We start from the raw sequence: 19,089 nt of genomic DNA on the forward strand, positions 1-19,089 counted from the left end.
CCGAAAGCTTGCCGCATGATCCGCACAATGCCCCGGCCTGGCGTGCGGAAAACCCTAGGGCTCCTGGCGGCTTCATTGCTCGCCTCCGGCATCGCGGCGGCTTCGCCTCTCGACGACCGGATCGCCGCCTTCAAATCGGCACCCGTCCAGAACGAGTCGGAGGTTGCGGCCATCCTCGACACCGGTCTGAAGGAAAACCGTTCCGCCCTCGCCTTCGCGGCCGCGAAGCCATGGCTCGCGGCGAACCAATCCGATTCCCAGCCACTGCTTTTCGCCGCCGCACAATCCGCGGAGCGGGCGGGCGATTGGCAGGCGGCCGCAAGCTTCTACCGCAAGCTCCTCAAGAATCCCGCGCCCGATGCCGGGATCGCGGCCGAGGCGGTGCCATCCGCTTACCGCCTTCTGATCAATCACCTCGCGGATCCCGAGGCCGCCTACCTTTTCATGAAGGAGGACGGCGCACGGCTGCGTTCCTTCGGGCGGGCACGGCAGTTCGACGAATGGTTCCTCAAACAGGCCGCGGAGCGCGGCGACCTCACCACCTCCGCCAATTTCCTCACGGCGATCTATGAGGACAGCGAAGCGCCCGCCCATCTAGGTGCACTCCTCGCCGAGATTGAGACATTCAACCACGGCGATGAAAAACTCTTCGACGCATTGAAAAAACTTTCCGCCGCAAAACGGACAAGCGCGGAGACGAAAGCCCGCCTTGCCTGGGTGATGGCCACCGTGCCGGCCGCCGCGAAAGTGGCGGAGCTTGTCGGTGCCAAGATCGAAGTGCGCGACGGGATCTACACGGAGCCCCTGAAAGCCGCCGGGGAACTGATCGCACTCATGCCTTACGAAGGCTCCATCCTCGCCGCGAAGGGCTGGATGCATTTCAACGCCGGCGACTCCGGGGTGTTCTCCCGCTTCGTCAACCCGCAGCGCGAGGCCAAGGTCGCGCCCATCCTCGCCGCCCTCGCCGCGATGCCTGTCGAGCAGGGTCGCAAGGTGCTATGGCTGGAGGTCAGGGGCGGGAAGAACCGCAAGGTGAAGGATTTCCTTTTCACGAAGGAAGAGCTTCAGGCGCTCGCGGCAAAGGTGCCGGGCATCATGGATGCCCCGAAGCCGGAGCCCGCCGTAAAGCAACAACCCGTGGTCGCCGACACCACAGGCAGCCGCGAACTACTAGACTTGCCGGAGAATGCCGCCCCGGCCGCCGTGGAGACCGCTTTCAAGGTGGTCATGGATAGGGCGGCAAGCGCGCCAAGCCCGATGGCAGTCAACGGATTGCAAAAGGTCGCCGCGTTGCCGGAATGGTCGCCGCAGGTGCGCGCGATGGTGCTCTCGCTGTTCAGGGAAAACTCCCCGCTCGGCGATTTCCCCACACGGCAGGGCTATGAGCAACTCTCGCTCCGCCTGACCAGGGATTTCCAGGACCAGAAGCAGTGGGGCGCCATCGAGCCCTACGCCGCCGGCCTCTGGCAGGCCGCGCGCAACACCGACGACGACCGCCATTACCGTGGCGCAGACGCCCTCGCGAAATACGCGCAGGCGGCACTGGAAGACGGTGCCCCATCCATCGCCATGACCCTCGCCCGCAGCGGCGTGAAAAGCCGCGCCGGGGTTGTGCTCGCCATGCACACCGCGCCGAACCTCGCACAGATCAACGGGATGCTCCGCCAGGTCGCGGGCAAGGCGGCGGTGGAGGTCGGTGCGGTGGAAATCCCGGTCGATGAAAGCGATCCCGCCTTCCCCATCTATAAATCGAACTCCGAATTCGTGCAGGGCAATACCGACTCCGCATGGGAGCTTTACCTGCAAAATTCCGACAAGCTCCAGCCGGTGCTGCGTGAGCTTTCCGTGGAATACGGTTTCTGGCTGCTCCAGCGCAATACCGAGACGAACCGAACCGACGAGGCCGAGGAGCTGGTGAAGGAGCTGACCATATGGTCGCGCCAGGCGGAAGGCACGTTCAGCATGGAGCAGGAGGCGCGCTTGAAAATCGCATACGCGGATCTCGCATTCCGAAAAGGCGCTTTGCCGACCTCCCGCGCATGGTATCGCAAGGTCGCGGAAGCCGCCGAATACGAGGGCACCGAGATGCAGCTCATCTCCGCGCTCGGCTCGGTCACGGTAGACCGCGTTTCCAAGGATTTCGGCGCAGCCATGACGGAGCTCGACAAGCTCATGCGGATGAAGAACCCGGAATTCCGGATGCGTGTCCGCTACGCCCGCGCGGAGGTTTTCATGGATCAGGAAAGCTATGCGGAGGCGCTCGCCGAGATCGATGACGTCCTGCGCCAGCAGCCGAAACATCCCGATGCCCTCATCCTGCGCGGCAAGATCCAGTATGAGATGCGCAAGCTCGTCGAGGCCAGCGAGATCGAGCTCGGCCCCTCGCAGGACGATACGGTCATCGTCCCCGGTGAGGCGGTCAAAATCAACCTGCGCGACCCCACCCTCAGCGTCTCGGGCATCGGCGCGGATATCGAGGTGGAGATCTGGGCGAAATCCGGCGACAGTGAACGCGTGCTTCTCTATCAGCTCGGCGATAGCAAGGAACGCTTCCGCGCCGAGGTGCCCACCGCCCTCGGCCCGCCGACTCCGGGCGACAAGGTCTTGCAGATCCTCGGCGAGGATGAGATCCGCTTCGGTTACTCCAAGCGCTTCCGCGAGAAAATGGACGATCTTCCCGCCGATCCGGATCTCGCGATCGGCGTTGCATCGGACGCCCACCTTTCGTTTTCCGCAGGCGCCTTCGCCCCGCGCGAAGGCGAGCGCCGCCTCGACATCGAGGAGCTCGGGCTTTCCACCTCGCAGGCCGCTCTCGGCACCCGCGCGGTGCGCCCGGGCAATCCCGTTTACCTCCGCGTCTCCGATCCCGACCGCAGCCTGACCCCCGGCATCGACGAGATCACCGTCAGCCTCCAGGCATCCAGCGGCGATGAGATCCGCCAGCTCGTTCTGAAGGAGACCAACCCCTTCAGCGGCGAGTTCGAGGCCATCGTCCCGACCACCGGCGCGCAGGCGCTGGCCTTCGCATCCGAGAGCGCTCCCGGCCGCGATCCGAACATGGCGATCAGCTCGCAGGACTATCCCGGCTGGCAGGGCGAGGTGGGCGATAAGTTCGCCGCGCGCACCTTCGGGATCGACATGAACGACAATGTACCGCTCGGGAAAATGACCATCGCCACCGGCGGCGAGGGGCAGGGACTGACGCATTTCGTCCTCCAGACATCGATGAACGGCACGGACTGGACAACCCGCTCCCGCTTCCCGAAGGACGCCGCCCCGTGGGATGGACGCCCGCATGTTTCCTCTTTCCCGACCTACCGCGGCGGCATGCCGGTCTCCGATCCGGAAAGCCGCAAGCTGCCGGAGGACTGGGCGGAAATCATGGAGCTCACCTCCGCGCGCGAATCCGTCGCCTATCTGTCCGCAAACGTCACCGGCCTTTCCGCGGAGAACCTTCCCATGGTGGAAACCGGCCACCCCGGATACTCCGGCCTGATCCGTTACCGCGCCCTTTTCTACCAACCCACCGCCGCGATCCGCCGCTTCAAGCTCACCGGCTACCCCGCCGCCAACGCGGAAGGGAAAATCCAGACCATTTTCCTCCTCGATGGGAAACCGGCCGGCGAGGACTCCGAAGACCCGCTATTCATCGAGCGCGAGCTTGCCCCGGGCCTCCACGAGATCCAGGTCTGGCGCCACGAAGGCCGCGACAGCCTTCTCAAGCGCAAGCCCGTCCTGCTTTGCGACGAGCCGGGCAAGGAAGAACTCGTGCCTTGCCCAGATGCGATGTTCGATCCCGGGAAATTTCCCGAAGGCATCCGCGCCATGATCCCACAGCCGGCGGAGATCACGAAATCCGATGCCGGCCTCGATGTCGCCTTCGGGGACAAAACCCAGGCGCGCCTCGTCCGGCTGGTGATCCAGGGCTTCGAGGGCGTAGCCCCGACGATCAGCAAGCTCACCCTGACCAACCGCGAAGGCACCCCCCTCCTGCCTGTCGCGCAGGACTACAAGGCGCTGCGCGAAAACACCCAGCTCGAGGTCTTGCCCGGCGACCAGATCACCGCCCGCTACGAGGATCCCGTCACCGCCACGCCGAGCCGCAACCGCCACGAGCAGCGCCTGACCGTCGCGTTCAACAACGGCGCGATCTCCGCATCTTTCCTCAACTACGAGCTCAACGAGGAGGGCGAGCGCGTGCTCGTGCTTGAGCCGATCCGCCGCTTCCGATTCGACGATGCCATCGGGATCGTCATCGACGATGCGGATCTCGATGGCAGCCCGCAGCGCGACACCATCCAGTTCACCGTCACCTCCAGCGATGGTGCGGTAGCTACTATGGAAGCCGTAGAAACCGAGGAGCATAGCGGCCGGTTCATCGGGCGGGTCTTCCCGGTCGAGGGCGAGCCATCGCGGAATTCCGAGATCAGGATGGCCAAGGGCGGCACGATCACCGCCGTCTATCGGGACATCGAAAACCTCGATCCAGGCATCCCAGCAGACCGCACCGTCACGATCGGCCACGCGCAGTATGCCGTGCCGACCCTCAGCGCCTACGCGGTGGGCGGCGAGGAATTGCCCGCCCCGAAAGCGGAGCCGAAACAGGCCGATGCAACCACCAGGCGCACCCCGGGCCCGGAGATCGTTGTGCCGCGCCGGACTTTGTCCTACACGCATGTGGTCGAGGATATCCACTCCGGCGAGAAAATCGATTCCCTCATCGGCGCACCGCTGCGCTTTGACGTGGTCGTGCCCCACCTCGCCCTCGCGAAGAGCAGCGAGATCCGCGCCTACGTCCAGACGGATGCCGCCCGCAAGGCCGCGAAGCTGGAAGGCACCGGCTTCAACGTCGCCGTTCCCGGCACGCTCAAGCTCACCGGGACTCTCACGGCGGAAGGCGTCGAGGCCCCGCCCGGCTACACGCTCTCCGGCACGCCCACCGCGCCGACCAACGAGCCGCCGCTTGAGGAAGGCCGCTTCTCCTTTTCCGTCCCCCTCATCCTCGGCGATCCGCCGGAGCGCAGCTTCGCCACGAAAGACGCGGAAGATCTCCCGAGCTCCTCCCTCCCCGAAGGCCTCGCGGTCAAGGCCGGCGACATCATCCACGTCGGCTACCCGTGGCAGGACGAGGACAAGGAAGTCCATTGGAAAACCGCCACCTTCACCGTCGGCAGCCACGCTTTCCTCGATGTGATGGAAAACGGCTATGCCGAGATGCTGACCAGCGCCTTCGTCGGCGAGAAAGTCTATCTCCGCCTCATCGCGCCGGGGCTCGACAAGGGCCCGGACCGTGATGTCACCGAGGTTTCGCTGAAAGGCACCGGCGGTGCATCCGCCGGCTACCAGCTAAAGGAAACCGAAGCCCACTCCGGTGTCTTCAAGGGTGTTTTCACCATCAGCTACGCGGATGTGAAACCGCCCGCCAAGCTGCCCCCGGTCGAGCTCAACGGCTTTCCCGTCCGCTACGGGGATGACATCACCGTCTCCTTCGGGGAACAGTCCAGCAAGGTCACCGTGAACAAGGGGGCGGATGGTGCGATCGAGCCGTTCAGCAAGCGCTTCACCGGAGACGAGATGGCCGTGCGCACCGGCTTCACCCTTGCGGAATGCTATTTCGAGCTGGCCAAGAAGCACCGCGAGATGGAGCAGGAAAGCCTCGCCCGCCGCGAGATCGGCCAGGCGCAGAAACTCCTTGCCGAGGCGCTCGCCACCCACCGCGATCCCGAGCTCAAGGCGCAGGCGGAATATCTTTTGGGGAACCTCTCGCAGGAATACGCGGATCTCGCCAAGAACGAGGAATCGAAGCTCCCGCTCTATCAGGATGCGCTTGCCCGTTTCTCGAAAATCCCCGGCGACTACCCGGACACAGAGTTCGCATCCAAGGCCCAGTTCAAGACCGCGCTGGTCTATGAGAAGATGGGCGAGATCGAGAACTCCGTGGAGGAATACGTGAAGCTCGCCTACAAGTATCCCGACGACGAACTGATCCCCACGGTCATGGCTCGCCTCGGCGGATATTTCCAGACCAAGGGCATGGCCTTCAAGAAAATGGGCGATCCGTTCCGCGAGAAGGAGGACGAGGCTTCGCAGGCGGAAGTCCTCAAGTACGACGAGATGAGCTACCCTGAATTCCTCAACGCGGCGATGGTCTTCTCAAAGCTCCAGGAACGTTTCCCGGACGACCCCCTGGCCGGACTCTCCGGCCTCCGGGCGGCACAGAATTTCATGCGCGCCCACCAATATGAAAAAGCCATCCAGGGCTTCCAGCGGGTCGTGGACAAGGAGGATTACGATGACAAGGACGTCCGCTCCCAGGCGCTCTACTGGATGGGGCTCAGCTACGAGCGGACGCCAACGTCTGGCTGGAGAGACAGCGGCCAGAACACCCGCTCCGCCTACGCCCTCTACCGCCGCGTCACCTTCGATTTCCCCGACAGCAAATGGGCGAAATACGCCCGCGGCCGCCTTGCCGATCCGGTCTTTGCCCGCATCATCCAAGAGGAGAACAAGGAGCGCGAACGCATGATCGAGTCCCTCAAGGAAAGCCAAAAGAAACGGAGATGAACGAAATCGAGAAACAGCTCCTGCGCGAAACCGCCGGAAACGCGGAGCCCAAGCTCAGCATACGCAGCTGCGAGGGCATCGACGCCGGCCGCTGGTGGCGCCGCACCCCCCTTTGGCTCTGCGTCACCGGCGCGGACCTCGTCATCCTCGCCGTCGCCCGCCGCCGCCATGCGGAAAAAACCCCGCTCGCCACCTGCACCTCCAGCCATTACAACCATTCCACCGGCGAATTGGTCATCGCCCCCGTGGAAAACCTCCGTTTCAATCGCTTCCGCATGCCTCTCCGCGAGGCGATCCGGCTTTTGGAAATCCTCAACCCGGCCTCATTGGGCCACAAGCTCCAGAACCAATAACCATACCCACACATGTTAGAACAGATACTGAAAGGCGGGCCGCTGATGATCCCGCTGATGCTTTGCAGCATGGTCAGCCTCGCCGTTGTCTATGACCGCTGGATGGCCTTCCGCGAGAACCGCAAGATCGACACGCGGTCGTTGCGCTCCAAGGTTCTCGCCCGCCTCCGCGAAAACAACATCCCTGCCGCGATCACCGAGTGCGAGACCGCACGCGGGCCCATCGCCTCGGTGCTGCTTGCGGGCCTGCGCTCCTACCAGCAGCTCCACGGGAAAAAGGAAAGCTCGGAGACCATGCGCCTTGTCGTCGGGCAGGTGATGGAAGACTACAGCGCCCAGGCGATGAGCGTGGTCAACCGCCGCCTCGATGTCCTCACCATCATCGGGGTCGCCGCACCCCTGCTCGGCATGACCGGCACCGTCACCGGCATGATCGCCTCCTTCGCCGGCCTCGCCGAGGCGGGCAATGTCGGCGGCGGCGGAGCCGTCGCGGACGGCATCGCCGAAGCCCTGGTGACCACCGCCGTCGGCCTCATCGTCGCCCTTACCGCCGTCATCCCCCAAAGCGTCTACAACCGCTGGAGCGACGAGATCGAGCTGGAGATCGAGGAAGCGAACAGCGAGTTCGTGGAGTTCATCCTGACGCATCATTGATGGATCATAAATTTAACCACGGATGACACGGATGACACGGATGACACGGATGACACGGATGACACGGATGATCACGGATGATCACGGATGATCACGGATGATCACGGATCATAAAAGGATTCTGGGTTGTCCTCAAATCTGACATTCAATCCATGCTCACCAACGACAGCGAGATAACCGAACTCATAATCGGCGCAGCGATGAAAATTCTCAACACTCTCAAGTCCGGTCTCGATGAAAAGCTCTATGAACGAGCTCTCATTATAGAGTTAGCCAAGCAAGGCCTCACCTGTGATCAGCAGAAAAACTTCCCTGTTCACTATGATGGACAACACATCGGCACCTTGATCCCAGACCTCGTGGTAAATGAACGGGTCATCGCAGACCCGAAAGTTGTCACCGCCTTCACGGACACCCATATTTCCTAGATGTTAGGCTACTTGAATATCACCGGTCTTAGAACCGCCCTACTCCTCAATTTCAAACACGCCAAACTTCAGATCAAACGCGTCTCTATCTGAACCAACAGTATCCATCCGTGCCCATCCGTGAAATCCGTGGTTAAAAATAACCGCAACCCCAGCCCATGAGAAAGAAATACAGCAAGGAAAAGAAGCATCGCAGCGGCGAGATCCCCACGGGATCTTTCTCCGATATTGCGTTCCTTCTGATCATCTATTTCCTCGTGGCGACGACTCTCGTAAAAGTGAAAACCATCACCGCCGACCTCCCGTCTGGTGAGAAATCCGCACAGACGGAATCCGAAAAAACCCCCATCGTGAACCTGCGCGGCGCTGAAATTTTCCTGAATGACAAGAAGCTAACGATGGACGAGCTGGAGGATCGGCTTGCGGCGCTGGAGCTTGGCGCCAAGGAACCCTCGGATCGGGTTGTGATGCTGGAGTCCGCGAAGGGCACCCCGTACGGAAATTACTTCCAGGCACTCGCCGCGATCAGCGCGAACGAGGGTGTGGTCGCCATCGTGGAGGAGGGGAACTGACCATGAGACGCTCCCGCAAAAAGAGAAGGAAACCAATTCCCGTGCCGATCGCGAGCATGGGCGATATCGCGTTCCTTCTCATCATCTTCTTCCTGGTGTGCAGCGAGGTTTCCAAGGAAAAGAGCAATCTCCAGGTGGAGCTGCCGCTTTCACAGCATGTCGAAAAAATGAAGGCGCAGGTGGTGGCGCGGGTGGCCGTCGATGAAACCGGCGTGATCTATTTCGACGGCGAAGAGGTGGACAGCGCGAAGGACGTGGAGTGGGGCGTGCGGGCTTTGCTGACGAACACCGTCGCCGACGAGCAGAGGCATGTGCAGTTCAAGTGCGACAGCGCCCTGCCCAAGGAAATTTTCGAGCCTGTCATCCAGGCCATCGCCGCGGCCGGCGGCATCATAGAGGCGGTCGGCGAGCTCGACCAATGAACAAGAACCCGAACAATCAATGACAACGACAAAGAGCGAACAAACAACCCCCGCCGAGCTGCTGGAGACCTTCAAGGGACGAAGCCTCAAATCCATCGTGATCTTCACCGTGGCGGTGCACCTCGTGGTGCTGGTCGCGACGAGTGCATCCTACTTTTTCAAATCCGGGGGCGAGGACACCTCGAAGCTCGGCGAGAGCGAGCGGATGGACATCGCGGTGCGCGAGGCCACGGCCTCCCTGCGCGAGATCGCGGAGAAACACGGCGTGAAGGCGCAGGATCTCGGCAGCCGTTTCGCCGACGGGAAACCGAAGCCCGCCGCCTCGCCCGCGCCCGTGGAGGCTCCCGCCGATACGGAACCCGCCGCCCCGGAGCCGGAGAAATCAGCCATCGAGAAGGATATCGAGAAAGTCGAGCCCGGCCCGGCGCTGCCGAGCGTGGAGGACGAGGATCTTTTCAAATAAGCGCCTCGGAAAGCAAGCATGAGCCCCAACATACGAGCAGAGATCCCCGCAGTGAGGGTTGATGAGATCCCTACGGATCCATCCACCTTCAAGGCTCGGCTTGTCAGTGCCGCGGTGCTCATGCTCACCGGGCTTGCCGCCGCCGCATGGGCGTGGGGCCCGGATGTTCTTGCCGCTTTCCTTTCCCGCAACGGCGAGATCGCCATCCTGTTTTCCGGCAACAATACAAGCGCCTCCCTAAATCTCTGCATCCAGTCATTCGGCATTCTCGCCGCCATCTGCGCGGTGGCCGGAGGGATGGGCTTCTGGCGGAACCGCAGCACCTACCACCTGCTCCGCATCGCGCTGCTGGCGGTTTATCTGGTCGTGGCGTTTTACGTTTTCACCGTCTGGCAGGGCGTGTTCGCCATCCTCAGGGAAGAGATCGCTGTCGATGGCTCGAAGCAGGACAAGGCCACCACCATCCTGCTCTGGTGGGGCGCCTGCTGGCCCGCGTTGGCCGTGGCGGGTTATGCCGCATGGTGCCATGTGATGCTCCGCAGCCGCTCGGTGTTCGCCGCCTTTTCCGGGAAGACCGGAGATGCCATGGAGGGCGACCGCTTGCTTGAGGATGTTCGCACCCATGGCCGCGACCCGCGCCACCGCCGCAGCCTCTACGCAAGTATCCTGACCCACCTGCTCATCATCGTCATCATCCCTTACATCCTCAGCCTCGGCGGATGTGTGGAGGCCTACAAGGTGCCTCAGGGCAGCGGAAATCCGGTGGTTGCCATGGTGAAAATGGTGCAGCCGAAGAAGAAAAAGAAGCAGACCCTCACTCTGCGCCCAAACTCAGCGATCATCTTCGACCAGCCGGATCTCGACAACACCGAGGTCGATCAGGTCATGGAGCAGAAAACCCAGGTGACCTACGAGGCATCCGCCAATGCGAAGGCCGGGAAAATGGGCAAGGGCGGCGGCACCAAAGGCGGCTGGCCGGAGGGGATGGAGGATTACAAGATCCGCTTCATCCGCCTTGAGCATTCCGGCGCGGGCTGGGATGACGGCATGGATCAAACCGATGCGGACATCAATTTCCTCCGCGCCTTCGCACAGTCCACAGGCTTCAGGAAAATCGCCAGCAAGGGCGAGAGCCACTCCATCGCCCTCCTGCGGAAGTATCCTGACGACGGCTTCCCTCCCTTCGTCTATCTAACAGGAAACTCCGACATGGGCCGCATCAGCTCCGAGGATGCGAAGACGTTGCGCGAGTATTGCCTGAAAGGAGGGATGCTCATCGCGGATGCGGGCAGTGCGCGTTTCCACCAGTCTTTCCTGCACTTCATGCGCCAGGTGTTCCCGGACAAGCCGCTGCTCGACATCGCCGACGACGACATGATCTATCAGCTCCCCTACGGCTTCCCGGACGGCGCACCCGCCTTCTGGGGCCATGGCGGCAGGCGCGCGCTCGGCGTGAAACACGAAGGCCGCTGGTGCGTCTTCTACCACCCCGGTGATATGAACGACGCATGGAAATCCCAGGGCTACACCGATGTGTCGCCCGAGATGCGCGAGGCCGCCATGAACCTCGGCATCAACCTGGTTTACTACTCCTTCAACCAGTGGAATGACGCGATTTCCAAGAAGAAGAAATGATGAACTGGAACTCCTTCAACATCCTAGGCTACCTCAGCGTGCTCCTCTGGATCGCGATGCCTGTGCTGTGGCTGCTCCACTCCCGGATGCGCCCGCGCCGCTGGCTATGCCACATCGCCCTTCTGTTAGGAATCGCGGCCCTGGTGCTTGCGAAGCTGAATTCCGAAAACCACGTGAACCGCATCCAGCCCGATCGCACCGAGCTGATCGCCGCCAAGGAAGCCGAGCAGGAGGCGAAGCGCCAGGCCGCGATCGACAGCCGTGGCGATGAGGTGGCGGACATCCGCTTCGCCGAGGACGGCGCGGACGATTTCATGGATCGCGCGGGCATGGACGAGGCGGATCTGAAATACATGGACAAGCAACTGGGCAAGCCCGGCGAGCCCGCCTGGAAACAGGGCAAGCGCGAGCGCAGCGGCGGCACGGCGGATGGCGATGATCTCGAAAGCGCGATCGGCGCCAACGAGAAGCGCGAGGATCTCGCCACCGAGGGCTTGGAAGGCGTCGTGGAGGAGGAGCCGATCACGATGAACGCGAAGGATCTCGTTCTGGCCAACCGGCTTGATCTTTTCAACATTAGGGCGATACAGGCCCTGCTGCTCATCGGGATTGCCATCGTCATCGCCGACTACCTCCGCCGCGCGAATTCCTACCGCGAGGCCTACCTGCCGCTGCCGCTTCCCAGCGGTTGGCTGAACTCGCTGACCCCGCAGGAAGCCGTTTTCACAAGGCCGGAGCCTGCCCGCCGCAGCATCATCCAGGAGCTTTCGTGGATGGCGAAACGTGGCGACGCCTTCCTCTACCTCACCGAAGATCCGGCGAAAGCGGCGCAGCTTCCCGACTCGTTCCAAAGCCTCGGGAAAATGGATGTCATCCGCCTCGGCGGGGATATGGAGTTGGGCGACAGCTTTGTTTTCGAGGCGCTCTGGTTCGGACGGAGCTCCTTCGCGGTCGGCTCCGCAACACGCGCCAAGACGATGCTCGGCACTTTCCTCAAAATCCTGGCCGAGCGCCGCGAGACCCGTTCCCGCGTCGCCCAGACCGTCCACATCGTCTGGGATCTCAATGAGCCGGTCCCGGAAAACATTCGCAATGGCTTCGCCACCCTCGGCCGCGATGCCGGCCTGTCTCTCTTCATTTCCAATCCGCCCAGATAAGAAACCTCATCCACCATGAAATCCCTCGCATTCTCCGCCGCCCTTCTAACAGCGATTCTCGCCTTGCCCGCCGCCGCCGAGGAGCGCACCCACACCCAGGAGGAGATGGACGCGCTCCTCAGGGACGGCGACCTTGGCGCCGAGGAAGTGGAGCGCCCGGCAAACCTCCCTGATCTCACCAAGGGCGAGCTCATCCCCCCTGCAAAGAAGAAGGAGCCGAAGCCATGGTATTACGGGCCGACCGGGATCGTGGGATTGATGGTCGGTGATTTCGTAGGGGATCAGATCCAGGTGCAGAGCACGCTCAATGGCTCCCCCGCCCATGGGAAATTCATGTGGGGCGATGTGATCACCGGAATGAACGGGAAAAAGTTCGAGCCCGGCGGGCACCTTGGTATCCTGATTGGCAATGCGATCATCGAGGCCGAGAAAGAGGAGAACGGCGGCAAGATCACCTTCCAGGTTTGGCGCGACAAGAACTACGCCGCGCGCTTCGGCAAGCAGGATGTCGCTGGGGTCGATGTGGACAAGCTCTTCGACGAGGTTCGCGATGACAATTCGCTCTACGACTGGAAGCCCGAGGAGGAGCGCACCAAGGAAGTCACCAAGCTGGGCTTCGACAAGTTTCCCATCGTCCCGGAGACATTCGAGGTGGAGCTGAAGCTGCGCACCATGCCCGCCTACAGCGATACTGCTCCCTACGATTGCCCGAAGACGCAGCAGATCCTCGAGGACGCATGGAAGGTGCTGGAGAAAAAATTCGTCGCAGACCCGAAGGATCCGCGCAGCGGCAAGGGCGGCATCATCGAGGCGATGGCATTGGTCGCATCCGGCAAGCCGGAGCACCGCAAGATCGTGCATGACTGGGTGCGCGGCCCGAACTCGCCATGGCGTCCACCCACGGAGCCCCCCGGAGCGATGTTCGAGCCCGGCTACAAGGGCTACAAGGGCTACCAGAGCTGGCATCATGGTTTCGGCGGGCTCTATTGCGCACTCTATTACGATGCCACCGGCGATGACTTCGTCCTCCCCGCCCTCCGCAAATACGCCATCGACACCGCCATGGGCCAGAGCGGCGGCGGCAGCTGGGGGCACACCTTCGCCTACCCGTCCTTCAACGGCGGCGAGCTGCACAGGATGAACCCCGGATACGGCGCGCTCAACGCCGCCGGGAACCGCTGTTTCTTCCTCATCACACTTGCACAGAAGCTTGGCATCAAGGATCCGGAAATCGATGCCGCCGTGATCCGGGCGCAGAAATTTTTCAGCTCATTCATCGACCAGGGAGCCCTGCCCTACGGCGATCACGGAGCAGCCGGCACCGATGACAGCAACGGCAAGAACACCGGCATCGCCTTCTCCCTGAAACTCCTGGGGGACAAATACGGCGCGAAATATTTCTCGCAGATGTCCACCCACGCCTCCTTCACCCCGCGCGGCGGGCACGCCCACGACTACCACACCCAATGGTCTGCCTGGGGAGCCACGCTGTGCGGCCCCGAGGGGCGCATCGCCGCGGAGCGCAACATGCGCTGGAGCCGCACGCTTGCACGAATGTTCGACGGCAGCTTCGTCTATCACTCGCCCGGCGGCTACAGCGCGCTGCGCGATCCGACCGCCACCCAGGTCTTCAACCAGGCCGTCATTTACAAACAGACCCTCATCACCGGCAAGGACGAGGACAAGGAGCTGTGGACGACCGAGCGCGAGATGAAGCAGTTGCTCACCAGCGCGCGCGGACAGCTCAACGACCCTGCCCTCATCGCGCGTTCCGGAAAGCCATGGCAGGAGCGCAGCACCGATGAGATCTTCGACCTGCTCGACATCTTCTTTCCGAAAGCGCGCGGAGCCTACGCAGATGAACTGGGCAAGCGCTACCAGGCCGGCGAAAAGGAAATCCTGCCCCGACTCGTGGAGTTGCTCGGCAGCGATGAGCCGCGCCTCCGCGAGGGCGCCTGCCGCGGCCTGCTCGCCTGCGGTAATGATGCCGTGTTGGAAAACCTTTCCAAACTCACCAAGCTCCTCGACGACCCCAAGGACTTCGTGCGCATCAGCGCGGTCAATGTGATCTCGAAGAGCACCGAGACCGAGGAAACCCAGCTCGCGATGCTGGAAGCCACGGCCGCGCCGCAGCAGGCGGTCGCGCCAAACAGCGTCCGAAACGCCACCCAAGTTCCGCTTTTCGGCGATGACAGCCCGCTCGCGAAATCGCCCTTCGAGGCCGGCTTCGACGAGGATCTCGTTTACCGCGCCTTGGAAAAACTGATTGAGCTCGATCCCGTCGGCAAGGGTTTCATCGCTTCCAGAAACGGCGTATGGGACAAGGAAACCGTCGTCAGGCTCGCCGGGCCGCTGACCTTCGCGGCCGAGGAGGAACAGATCGGGGACCAGATGTTCGCCAACCGCGCTGCGCCGGCGAGGGAGTTGCTCCGCAAGTTCGGATACCGCGAGGCTTATGAGGCGTCCGCTCACCTGTTGCGCAAAAAGGCGGGCGTACCGCGCGACATCCGCGCCAAGGTCACGTTCAAGGATCCGCTGATCGACCCGCCCATCGTTCTGGGCAGTCCGGGCGCTTTCAGGGACTTTGCGGGCTTCCTCAGAACCGTCCTGACCGACGACCCGAACCTCTCGGTCACGACCAAGGACGAGAGAAACAAATGGGTGGAGGTGACAACCAACCTCGACACGCTCCTTGCCAGGATCGAGGCGGCGAAACCCGTGCCCAATCTACCCAGCATCGCCGATGAGGCGGGCTCGTTTTTTCGGAAAAACCTGGATGCGGCCGACGGCACGGGGGCGAAGCTGAAACTCTGCCGAGCCACCCTCGCCGATCCAGACCGCAAGGATTACTTCCGCAAGATGGCGGCGATGGATTACCTCGCCGAGACCCTCGGGCCGGATGCGTTGGAGGATTTCGCGCCGTATCTGAGCCATCCTTACTGGAGGCTGCGCGAGCACAGCCGCAAGCTAGCCCCCGGACTCGTTGCGGGCAGCGGAAACCTGCTCAACGACCTGTTTGCGAAAACCAAGGATCCGCGCGCCGCCTCCGGCATCCTCGATACGCTCGCGCTCTGCAAGGTGGAGTCCGGCCTTTCCACCGCGAAGCAGGCGATGTCCCACGAAGAGCCGCTTGTCCGCCAATCCGCGATCCGTGCGACCATGGCCCTCGGGGGAAATGCGGTGATCCCGGAAGTCGTCGCCCACCTGAAGGCGTCAACTTCGAAGGAAGACCTGCGCGGCTGCGAGGAAGCGCTCGATCCACTCATCGGCGATCCCGCGTTCGATGCGGCCTTGCGCGACGCTCTGATCGCCATGCTTCCGGATGCCGAGCCATCCGCCCGGCCCATCGCTTACTACCTCATTGCCCGCATCGGCGACGCGCCATCCATCGATGTGCTCAAAAAAGCCGCGCAGACCGACAGCCTAACGGAATTCGAGGAGATTTGCTACGCGCTCTCCTACTCTCCGAGCCGGGCTGCGGACAAGCTCATGCTCGAGCTCGCAGCCACGGACAAGCGCAGCGCGGAGATCGTCGGCGCCCATTCCGTCCGCCGCATGGTCATCGGCCCCAAGGGCTATGGCGATGTCACGGTTGCCGAGAAAATGGATTTCGCCGAGGCGATGCTCAAGCTCGCGCTCGACAGGCAGCTCATCACCCAACTCAGCCACATCCCGGAAGCCCGCGCCATGCGCGCCCTGATGTTCTGCCTTGAAAAGGGAGTGGAAAGCGCCGCCGGGAACCTCATCACCTGCGCCGAGGGCATGGGCAAGCTTTCCCCGGCCGATTCCGAAATCGCCGCCAAGGCGCTTCAGGATGTCATCGAGTACATCGAGGTCACCAGGCTACGGGGAGGCATCCAGGCGCACATGAGCAAGGATGACAAATACGTCGAGTGGAAGGAGCTCCAGGCGCGTGCCGGGAAAGTCCTGCTCAGGATCCACAAACCCGGCGAGGCTCCCATCCCCGAGTTCGACACCCTGGAATTCGAATGAGCGATCGGCGGAGGAAAAGCCCGGCAAGCCAAGCCGGGGACGCCCGACATCAGGTGGCCGCAAGCAGCCTCGCGCCCTCGGCAGGGCGGCTTGCGAAGATTTCCGGAGCGAAGCCGAAGCTCGCCCCGTAGGATTCCGCGAGGGCGGCGGCGATCGCTTCCGCCTTGCCGGCCTCGCAGAGGGTGACGGTGGAGCCCCCGAAGCCGCCGCCAGTCATTCGCGCCCCGATGACCCCATCGATTCCGGAAGCCGTCTCCACGAGATGGTCCAGCTCCGGGCATGAGACCGAGAAGTCGTCGCGAAGGGAGTTGTGGCTTTCATACATGAGGCGTCCGAGTTCCTGGAAATCACCGCCTTTGAGGGCTTCGACCGCGGCCATGGTGCGGGCGATCTCGCCGACGACATGGCGCGAGCGGCGGTAGGTGGTTTCATCCATGTGCCCTTCTGCCGCAACGAGATCCGCCTGGGAAACATCGCGCCAGCTTGGCTTGCCGATGGCGGCCAGCCCGTCCTCGGTGCTTTTCCTGCGGGCTGCATAGCCTCCGTCGGAGAGCTCGTGGGAGACTTTCGTGTTGGAGACGAGGATGGTCAGCGAGGGGTCTGCGAAAGGCACCATTTCCGGCTCGCCGGAGCGGCAGTCGATGAGGATGAGCTGGTCCTCCTTTCCGAAGGCGGATGCGAACTGATCCATGATGCCGCAGGGCACGCCCGCGAAATCATGCTCGGCTTTTTGCGCGAGCAAGGCTTTTTCACGGGTGCCCAAGGTGGTGCCGGTGAGCGCCTCCAGCAGGGTAGCGGCGGCGCACTCAAGCGCGGCGGATGAGGAAAGCCCCGCCCCGCCCGGCAGGCTGGAGACGATGAAGGCATCGAAGCCCGGGATGGCTATGCCGCGCCGGTGGAAACCGTGGATCACGCCACGCAGGTAGTTGGCCCATTTCGGCGAGCCTTTTTGCTGTGCGCCGGATGCCGGGAACACGGCGGGTTCGGAGTCGAAGGCGGTCGCCACCCTTGCCTCGTCGCTCCCGTTCGGCGCGGCGGCGATGAGAACCGTCCGCTCGATGGCGAATGGCAGGACGAAGCCATCGCAGTAATCGATGTGCTCGCCGATGAGGTTCACGCGGCCGGGGGCGGCGGCAAGGATCGTGGCCTCGCAGCCGAAGCGCGAGCGGAGCTCGTTTCTCGCTTCGGAAACGAGCGTGGCGATGGGAGGGTTGGGGGTCAGCATGGGTTCAGCCTGCAAAGGCGGCGTAAATGCCGATGACGACAAGTATCAGAAGGGCGCTGGCGAGTTTCGCCCCCTTCCACGGGGTGAGGTCGATGTCGTTTGAGGTCGAGATCTTCCATGCCTCCGCCCGTGGGGCGACCTTCCCGACGATGAGCAGGAAGATGACGAGGATGGCGAAGACGATACCGATGAAATGGAAGCCGTGGAGGCCTGCGTCCTTCATGGCGGTGTCGAAGGCGGGGACGAAGTATCCGAGCGAGATCATCAGGATCCCGGCGAGCATCGCGATGGAAGCGGCCCATGCGGGGACGCGGGGATGGAGCATCCCGACGACGACGACCGAGAAGATGGGGATGAAGTAGATCGCGTTCATCTTCTGCAGGTATCCGAAGATCGTGTCCTGGCCGGCGAGGAGCGGGGCGCCGACCATCGCGGCGATGGCCACGATCACCACGAACCATTTCGCGGCGCGGACGGTTTGCTTTTCCGTGCCGGATGGATTGAGGACATGCTTGTAGAGGCCGATGGAGAAGAGGGCGGAGGTGCTGTTGAGCGCCGCGTTGAAGGAACTGAGGATGGCTCCGATCATGACCGCCGCGAAAAATCCGGTGAGCGGGCCGGGAAGGAGGTCGCGGACGAGGGTGCCGTATGCCTGGTCGTTGGAAATTCCCTTGCCCGCGTAGAGCTGGAAGGCGACGAGACCCGGGAGAACGAGGTAGAGCGGCCCGAGGAGTTTCAGGGCTCCGGTGAGCAGCACGCCCTTCTGGCCTTCCGCAAGGCTGGATGCGCCGAAGGTGCGCTGGATGATCTGCTGGTTCGTGCACCAGTAGAAGAGGTTTAGCAGGGCGACGCCGGTGAAGAGGGTGGAGAAGGGGACTTCGGAACCCTCGGCACCCATCGAGTTCATGCGTGCGGGCTGGGCTTCCTTGAGCGAGGCCCATCCGGCCGAGATGCCTTCGCCGGCGCCTGCGGCATTGAGGGCGAAATACGCGACGAGCATTCCGCCGACGAGCAGGCCGATGCCGTTGATCGTATCGAGCACGGCGAGCGTGCGCAGGCCGCCGAAGCGGGAGTAGAGCATTCCCATGACACCGATGAGGACGACGGTGCCGCGCAGCAGGGTGGTTTCGTTCTCGATCCCGGTGAGGCCTTTCAGGTCGACGATGCTGATGAGGCCGATCGCGCCCGTGTAGAGGATGAGCGGGATGAGGAGGAAGGTGTAGGCCAGGAGGAAAATGGTGTTGGCGATGGACTGGGTGGTGCGGTCGTAGCGGAGCTCAAGGAACTGCGGGACGGTGGTGATGCCGGTGCGGAGGAAGCGCGGCAGGAAGAAGATCGCCATCAGGACGAGGGCGACGACAGCGACGACCTCCCATGCCATCACGCTCAGGCCGTGGGCGAAGGCGGCGCCGTTCAGGCCGACCATCTGCTCGGTGGAGAGATTGGTCAGCAGCAGGGAGCCGGCGATGATGGGGAAGGTGAGCGAGCGGCCGCCGAGGAAGAAACCTTCCGAGCTTTCCTTTTCATCCTTGCGGGTGATGAACCAGGTGAGGCCTGCCGCGAAGGCGGTGAACAGGATGAGGGAGATAATGGTCATTTTGGGTTTTCGGTTGGTGGGTTGTG

General features: G+C 62.8%; 11 protein-coding genes and 1 pseudogene. 10 read left to right on the forward strand and 2 right to left on the reverse strand.

Going from position 1 to position 19,089, the window contains the following annotated elements:
- Positions 1 to 15 precede the first annotated feature (15 nt).
- From HZ994_12430 to HZ994_12475, 10 genes and pseudogenes are all read left to right on the forward strand, one after another.
- Positions 16 to 6,564: a tetratricopeptide repeat protein gene (locus HZ994_12430; GenBank protein QTN33087.1), complete on the forward strand. Its 6,549-nt coding sequence runs from the start codon at positions 16 to 18 to the stop codon at positions 6,562 to 6,564.
- Positions 6,561 to 6,917, forward strand: coding sequence for a hypothetical protein (locus tag HZ994_12435; GenBank protein QTN33088.1), 357 nt, complete (start codon positions 6,561 to 6,563; stop codon positions 6,915 to 6,917). The genes HZ994_12430 and HZ994_12435 overlap by 4 nt, the downstream gene beginning before the upstream one ends.
- A gap of 12 nt (positions 6,918 to 6,929) precedes the next feature.
- Entirely contained in the window at positions 6,930 to 7,571 is a 642-nt protein-coding gene (locus tag HZ994_12440) for a MotA/TolQ/ExbB proton channel family protein (protein ID QTN33089.1), read from the forward strand.
- 152 nt (positions 7,572 to 7,723) lie between these two features.
- Positions 7,724 to 8,092 (forward strand): annotated as a pseudogene (locus HZ994_12445) (GxxExxY protein).
- 65 nt (positions 8,093 to 8,157) lie between these two features.
- Positions 8,158 to 8,571 carry a biopolymer transporter ExbD gene (locus HZ994_12450; protein QTN33090.1) on the forward strand — a complete coding sequence of 138 codons (414 nt, stop codon included), beginning with the start codon at positions 8,158 to 8,160 and terminating at the stop codon, positions 8,569 to 8,571.
- Positions 8,572 to 8,612: 41 nt separating this feature from the next.
- Complete coding sequence (locus HZ994_12455; protein ID QTN33091.1) at positions 8,613 to 8,993, forward strand: biopolymer transporter ExbD; 381 nt, start codon at positions 8,613 to 8,615, stop codon at positions 8,991 to 8,993.
- A gap of 19 nt (positions 8,994 to 9,012) precedes the next feature.
- Positions 9,013 to 9,456 carry a hypothetical protein gene (locus HZ994_12460; protein QTN33092.1) on the forward strand — a complete coding sequence of 148 codons (444 nt, stop codon included), beginning with the start codon at positions 9,013 to 9,015 and terminating at the stop codon, positions 9,454 to 9,456.
- Between the two features lie 18 nt (positions 9,457 to 9,474).
- The gene (locus tag HZ994_12465; GenBank protein QTN33093.1) at positions 9,475 to 11,091 is read left to right on the forward strand and encodes a DUF4159 domain-containing protein; all 1,617 of its coding nucleotides are present in this window, start codon (positions 9,475 to 9,477) and stop codon (positions 11,089 to 11,091) included.
- Positions 11,088 to 12,248, forward strand: coding sequence for a hypothetical protein (locus tag HZ994_12470; protein QTN33094.1), 1,161 nt, complete (start codon positions 11,088 to 11,090; stop codon positions 12,246 to 12,248). Before HZ994_12465 ends, HZ994_12470 begins: the two co-directional genes overlap by 4 nt.
- Positions 12,249 to 12,263: 15 nt before the next feature.
- Complete coding sequence (locus HZ994_12475) at positions 12,264 to 16,241, forward strand: HEAT repeat domain-containing protein (protein QTN33095.1); 3,978 nt, start codon at positions 12,264 to 12,266, stop codon at positions 16,239 to 16,241.
- Positions 16,242 to 16,290: 49 nt separating this feature from the next.
- Here the strand turns inward: HZ994_12475 and galK are convergent, their stop codons facing one another.
- Both galK and HZ994_12485 read right to left on the reverse strand, forming a co-directional pair.
- A complete protein-coding gene (galK, locus tag HZ994_12480) occupies positions 16,291 to 17,466 on the reverse strand; it encodes a galactokinase (protein QTN33096.1) in 1,176 nt (391 codons plus the stop codon).
- Between the two features lie 4 nt (positions 17,467 to 17,470).
- The gene (locus HZ994_12485) at positions 17,471 to 19,063 is read right to left on the reverse strand and encodes a solute:sodium symporter family transporter (protein ID QTN33097.1); all 1,593 of its coding nucleotides are present in this window, start codon (positions 19,061 to 19,063) and stop codon (positions 17,471 to 17,473) included.
- Between the last annotated feature and the right edge of the window lie 26 nt (positions 19,064 to 19,089).

This window comes from Akkermansiaceae bacterium, assembly GCA_017798145.1.
Lineage (GTDB): Bacteria > Verrucomicrobiota > Verrucomicrobiia > Verrucomicrobiales > Akkermansiaceae > Luteolibacter.

Coding starts and splice junctions, on each gene's coding strand:
- HZ994_12430 (QTN33087.1), top strand. CDS start 16: ATGATCCGCACAATGCCCCGGCCTGGCGTGCGGAAAACCCTAGGGCTC.
- HZ994_12435 (QTN33088.1), top strand. CDS start 6,561: ATGAACGAAATCGAGAAACAGCTCCTGCGCGAAACCGCCGGAAACGCG.
- HZ994_12440 (QTN33089.1), top strand. CDS start 6,930: ATGTTAGAACAGATACTGAAAGGCGGGCCGCTGATGATCCCGCTGATG.
- HZ994_12450 (QTN33090.1), top strand. CDS start 8,158: ATGAGAAAGAAATACAGCAAGGAAAAGAAGCATCGCAGCGGCGAGATC.
- HZ994_12460 (QTN33092.1), top strand. CDS start 9,013: ATGACAACGACAAAGAGCGAACAAACAACCCCCGCCGAGCTGCTGGAG.
- HZ994_12465 (QTN33093.1), top strand. CDS start 9,475: ATGAGCCCCAACATACGAGCAGAGATCCCCGCAGTGAGGGTTGATGAG.
- HZ994_12470 (QTN33094.1), top strand. CDS start 11,088: ATGATGAACTGGAACTCCTTCAACATCCTAGGCTACCTCAGCGTGCTC.
- HZ994_12475 (QTN33095.1), top strand. CDS start 12,264: ATGAAATCCCTCGCATTCTCCGCCGCCCTTCTAACAGCGATTCTCGCC.
- galK (QTN33096.1), bottom strand. CDS start 17,466: ATGCTGACCCCCAACCCTCCCATCGCCACGCTCGTTTCCGAAGCGAGA.
- HZ994_12485 (QTN33097.1), bottom strand. CDS start 19,063: ATGACCATTATCTCCCTCATCCTGTTCACCGCCTTCGCGGCAGGCCTC.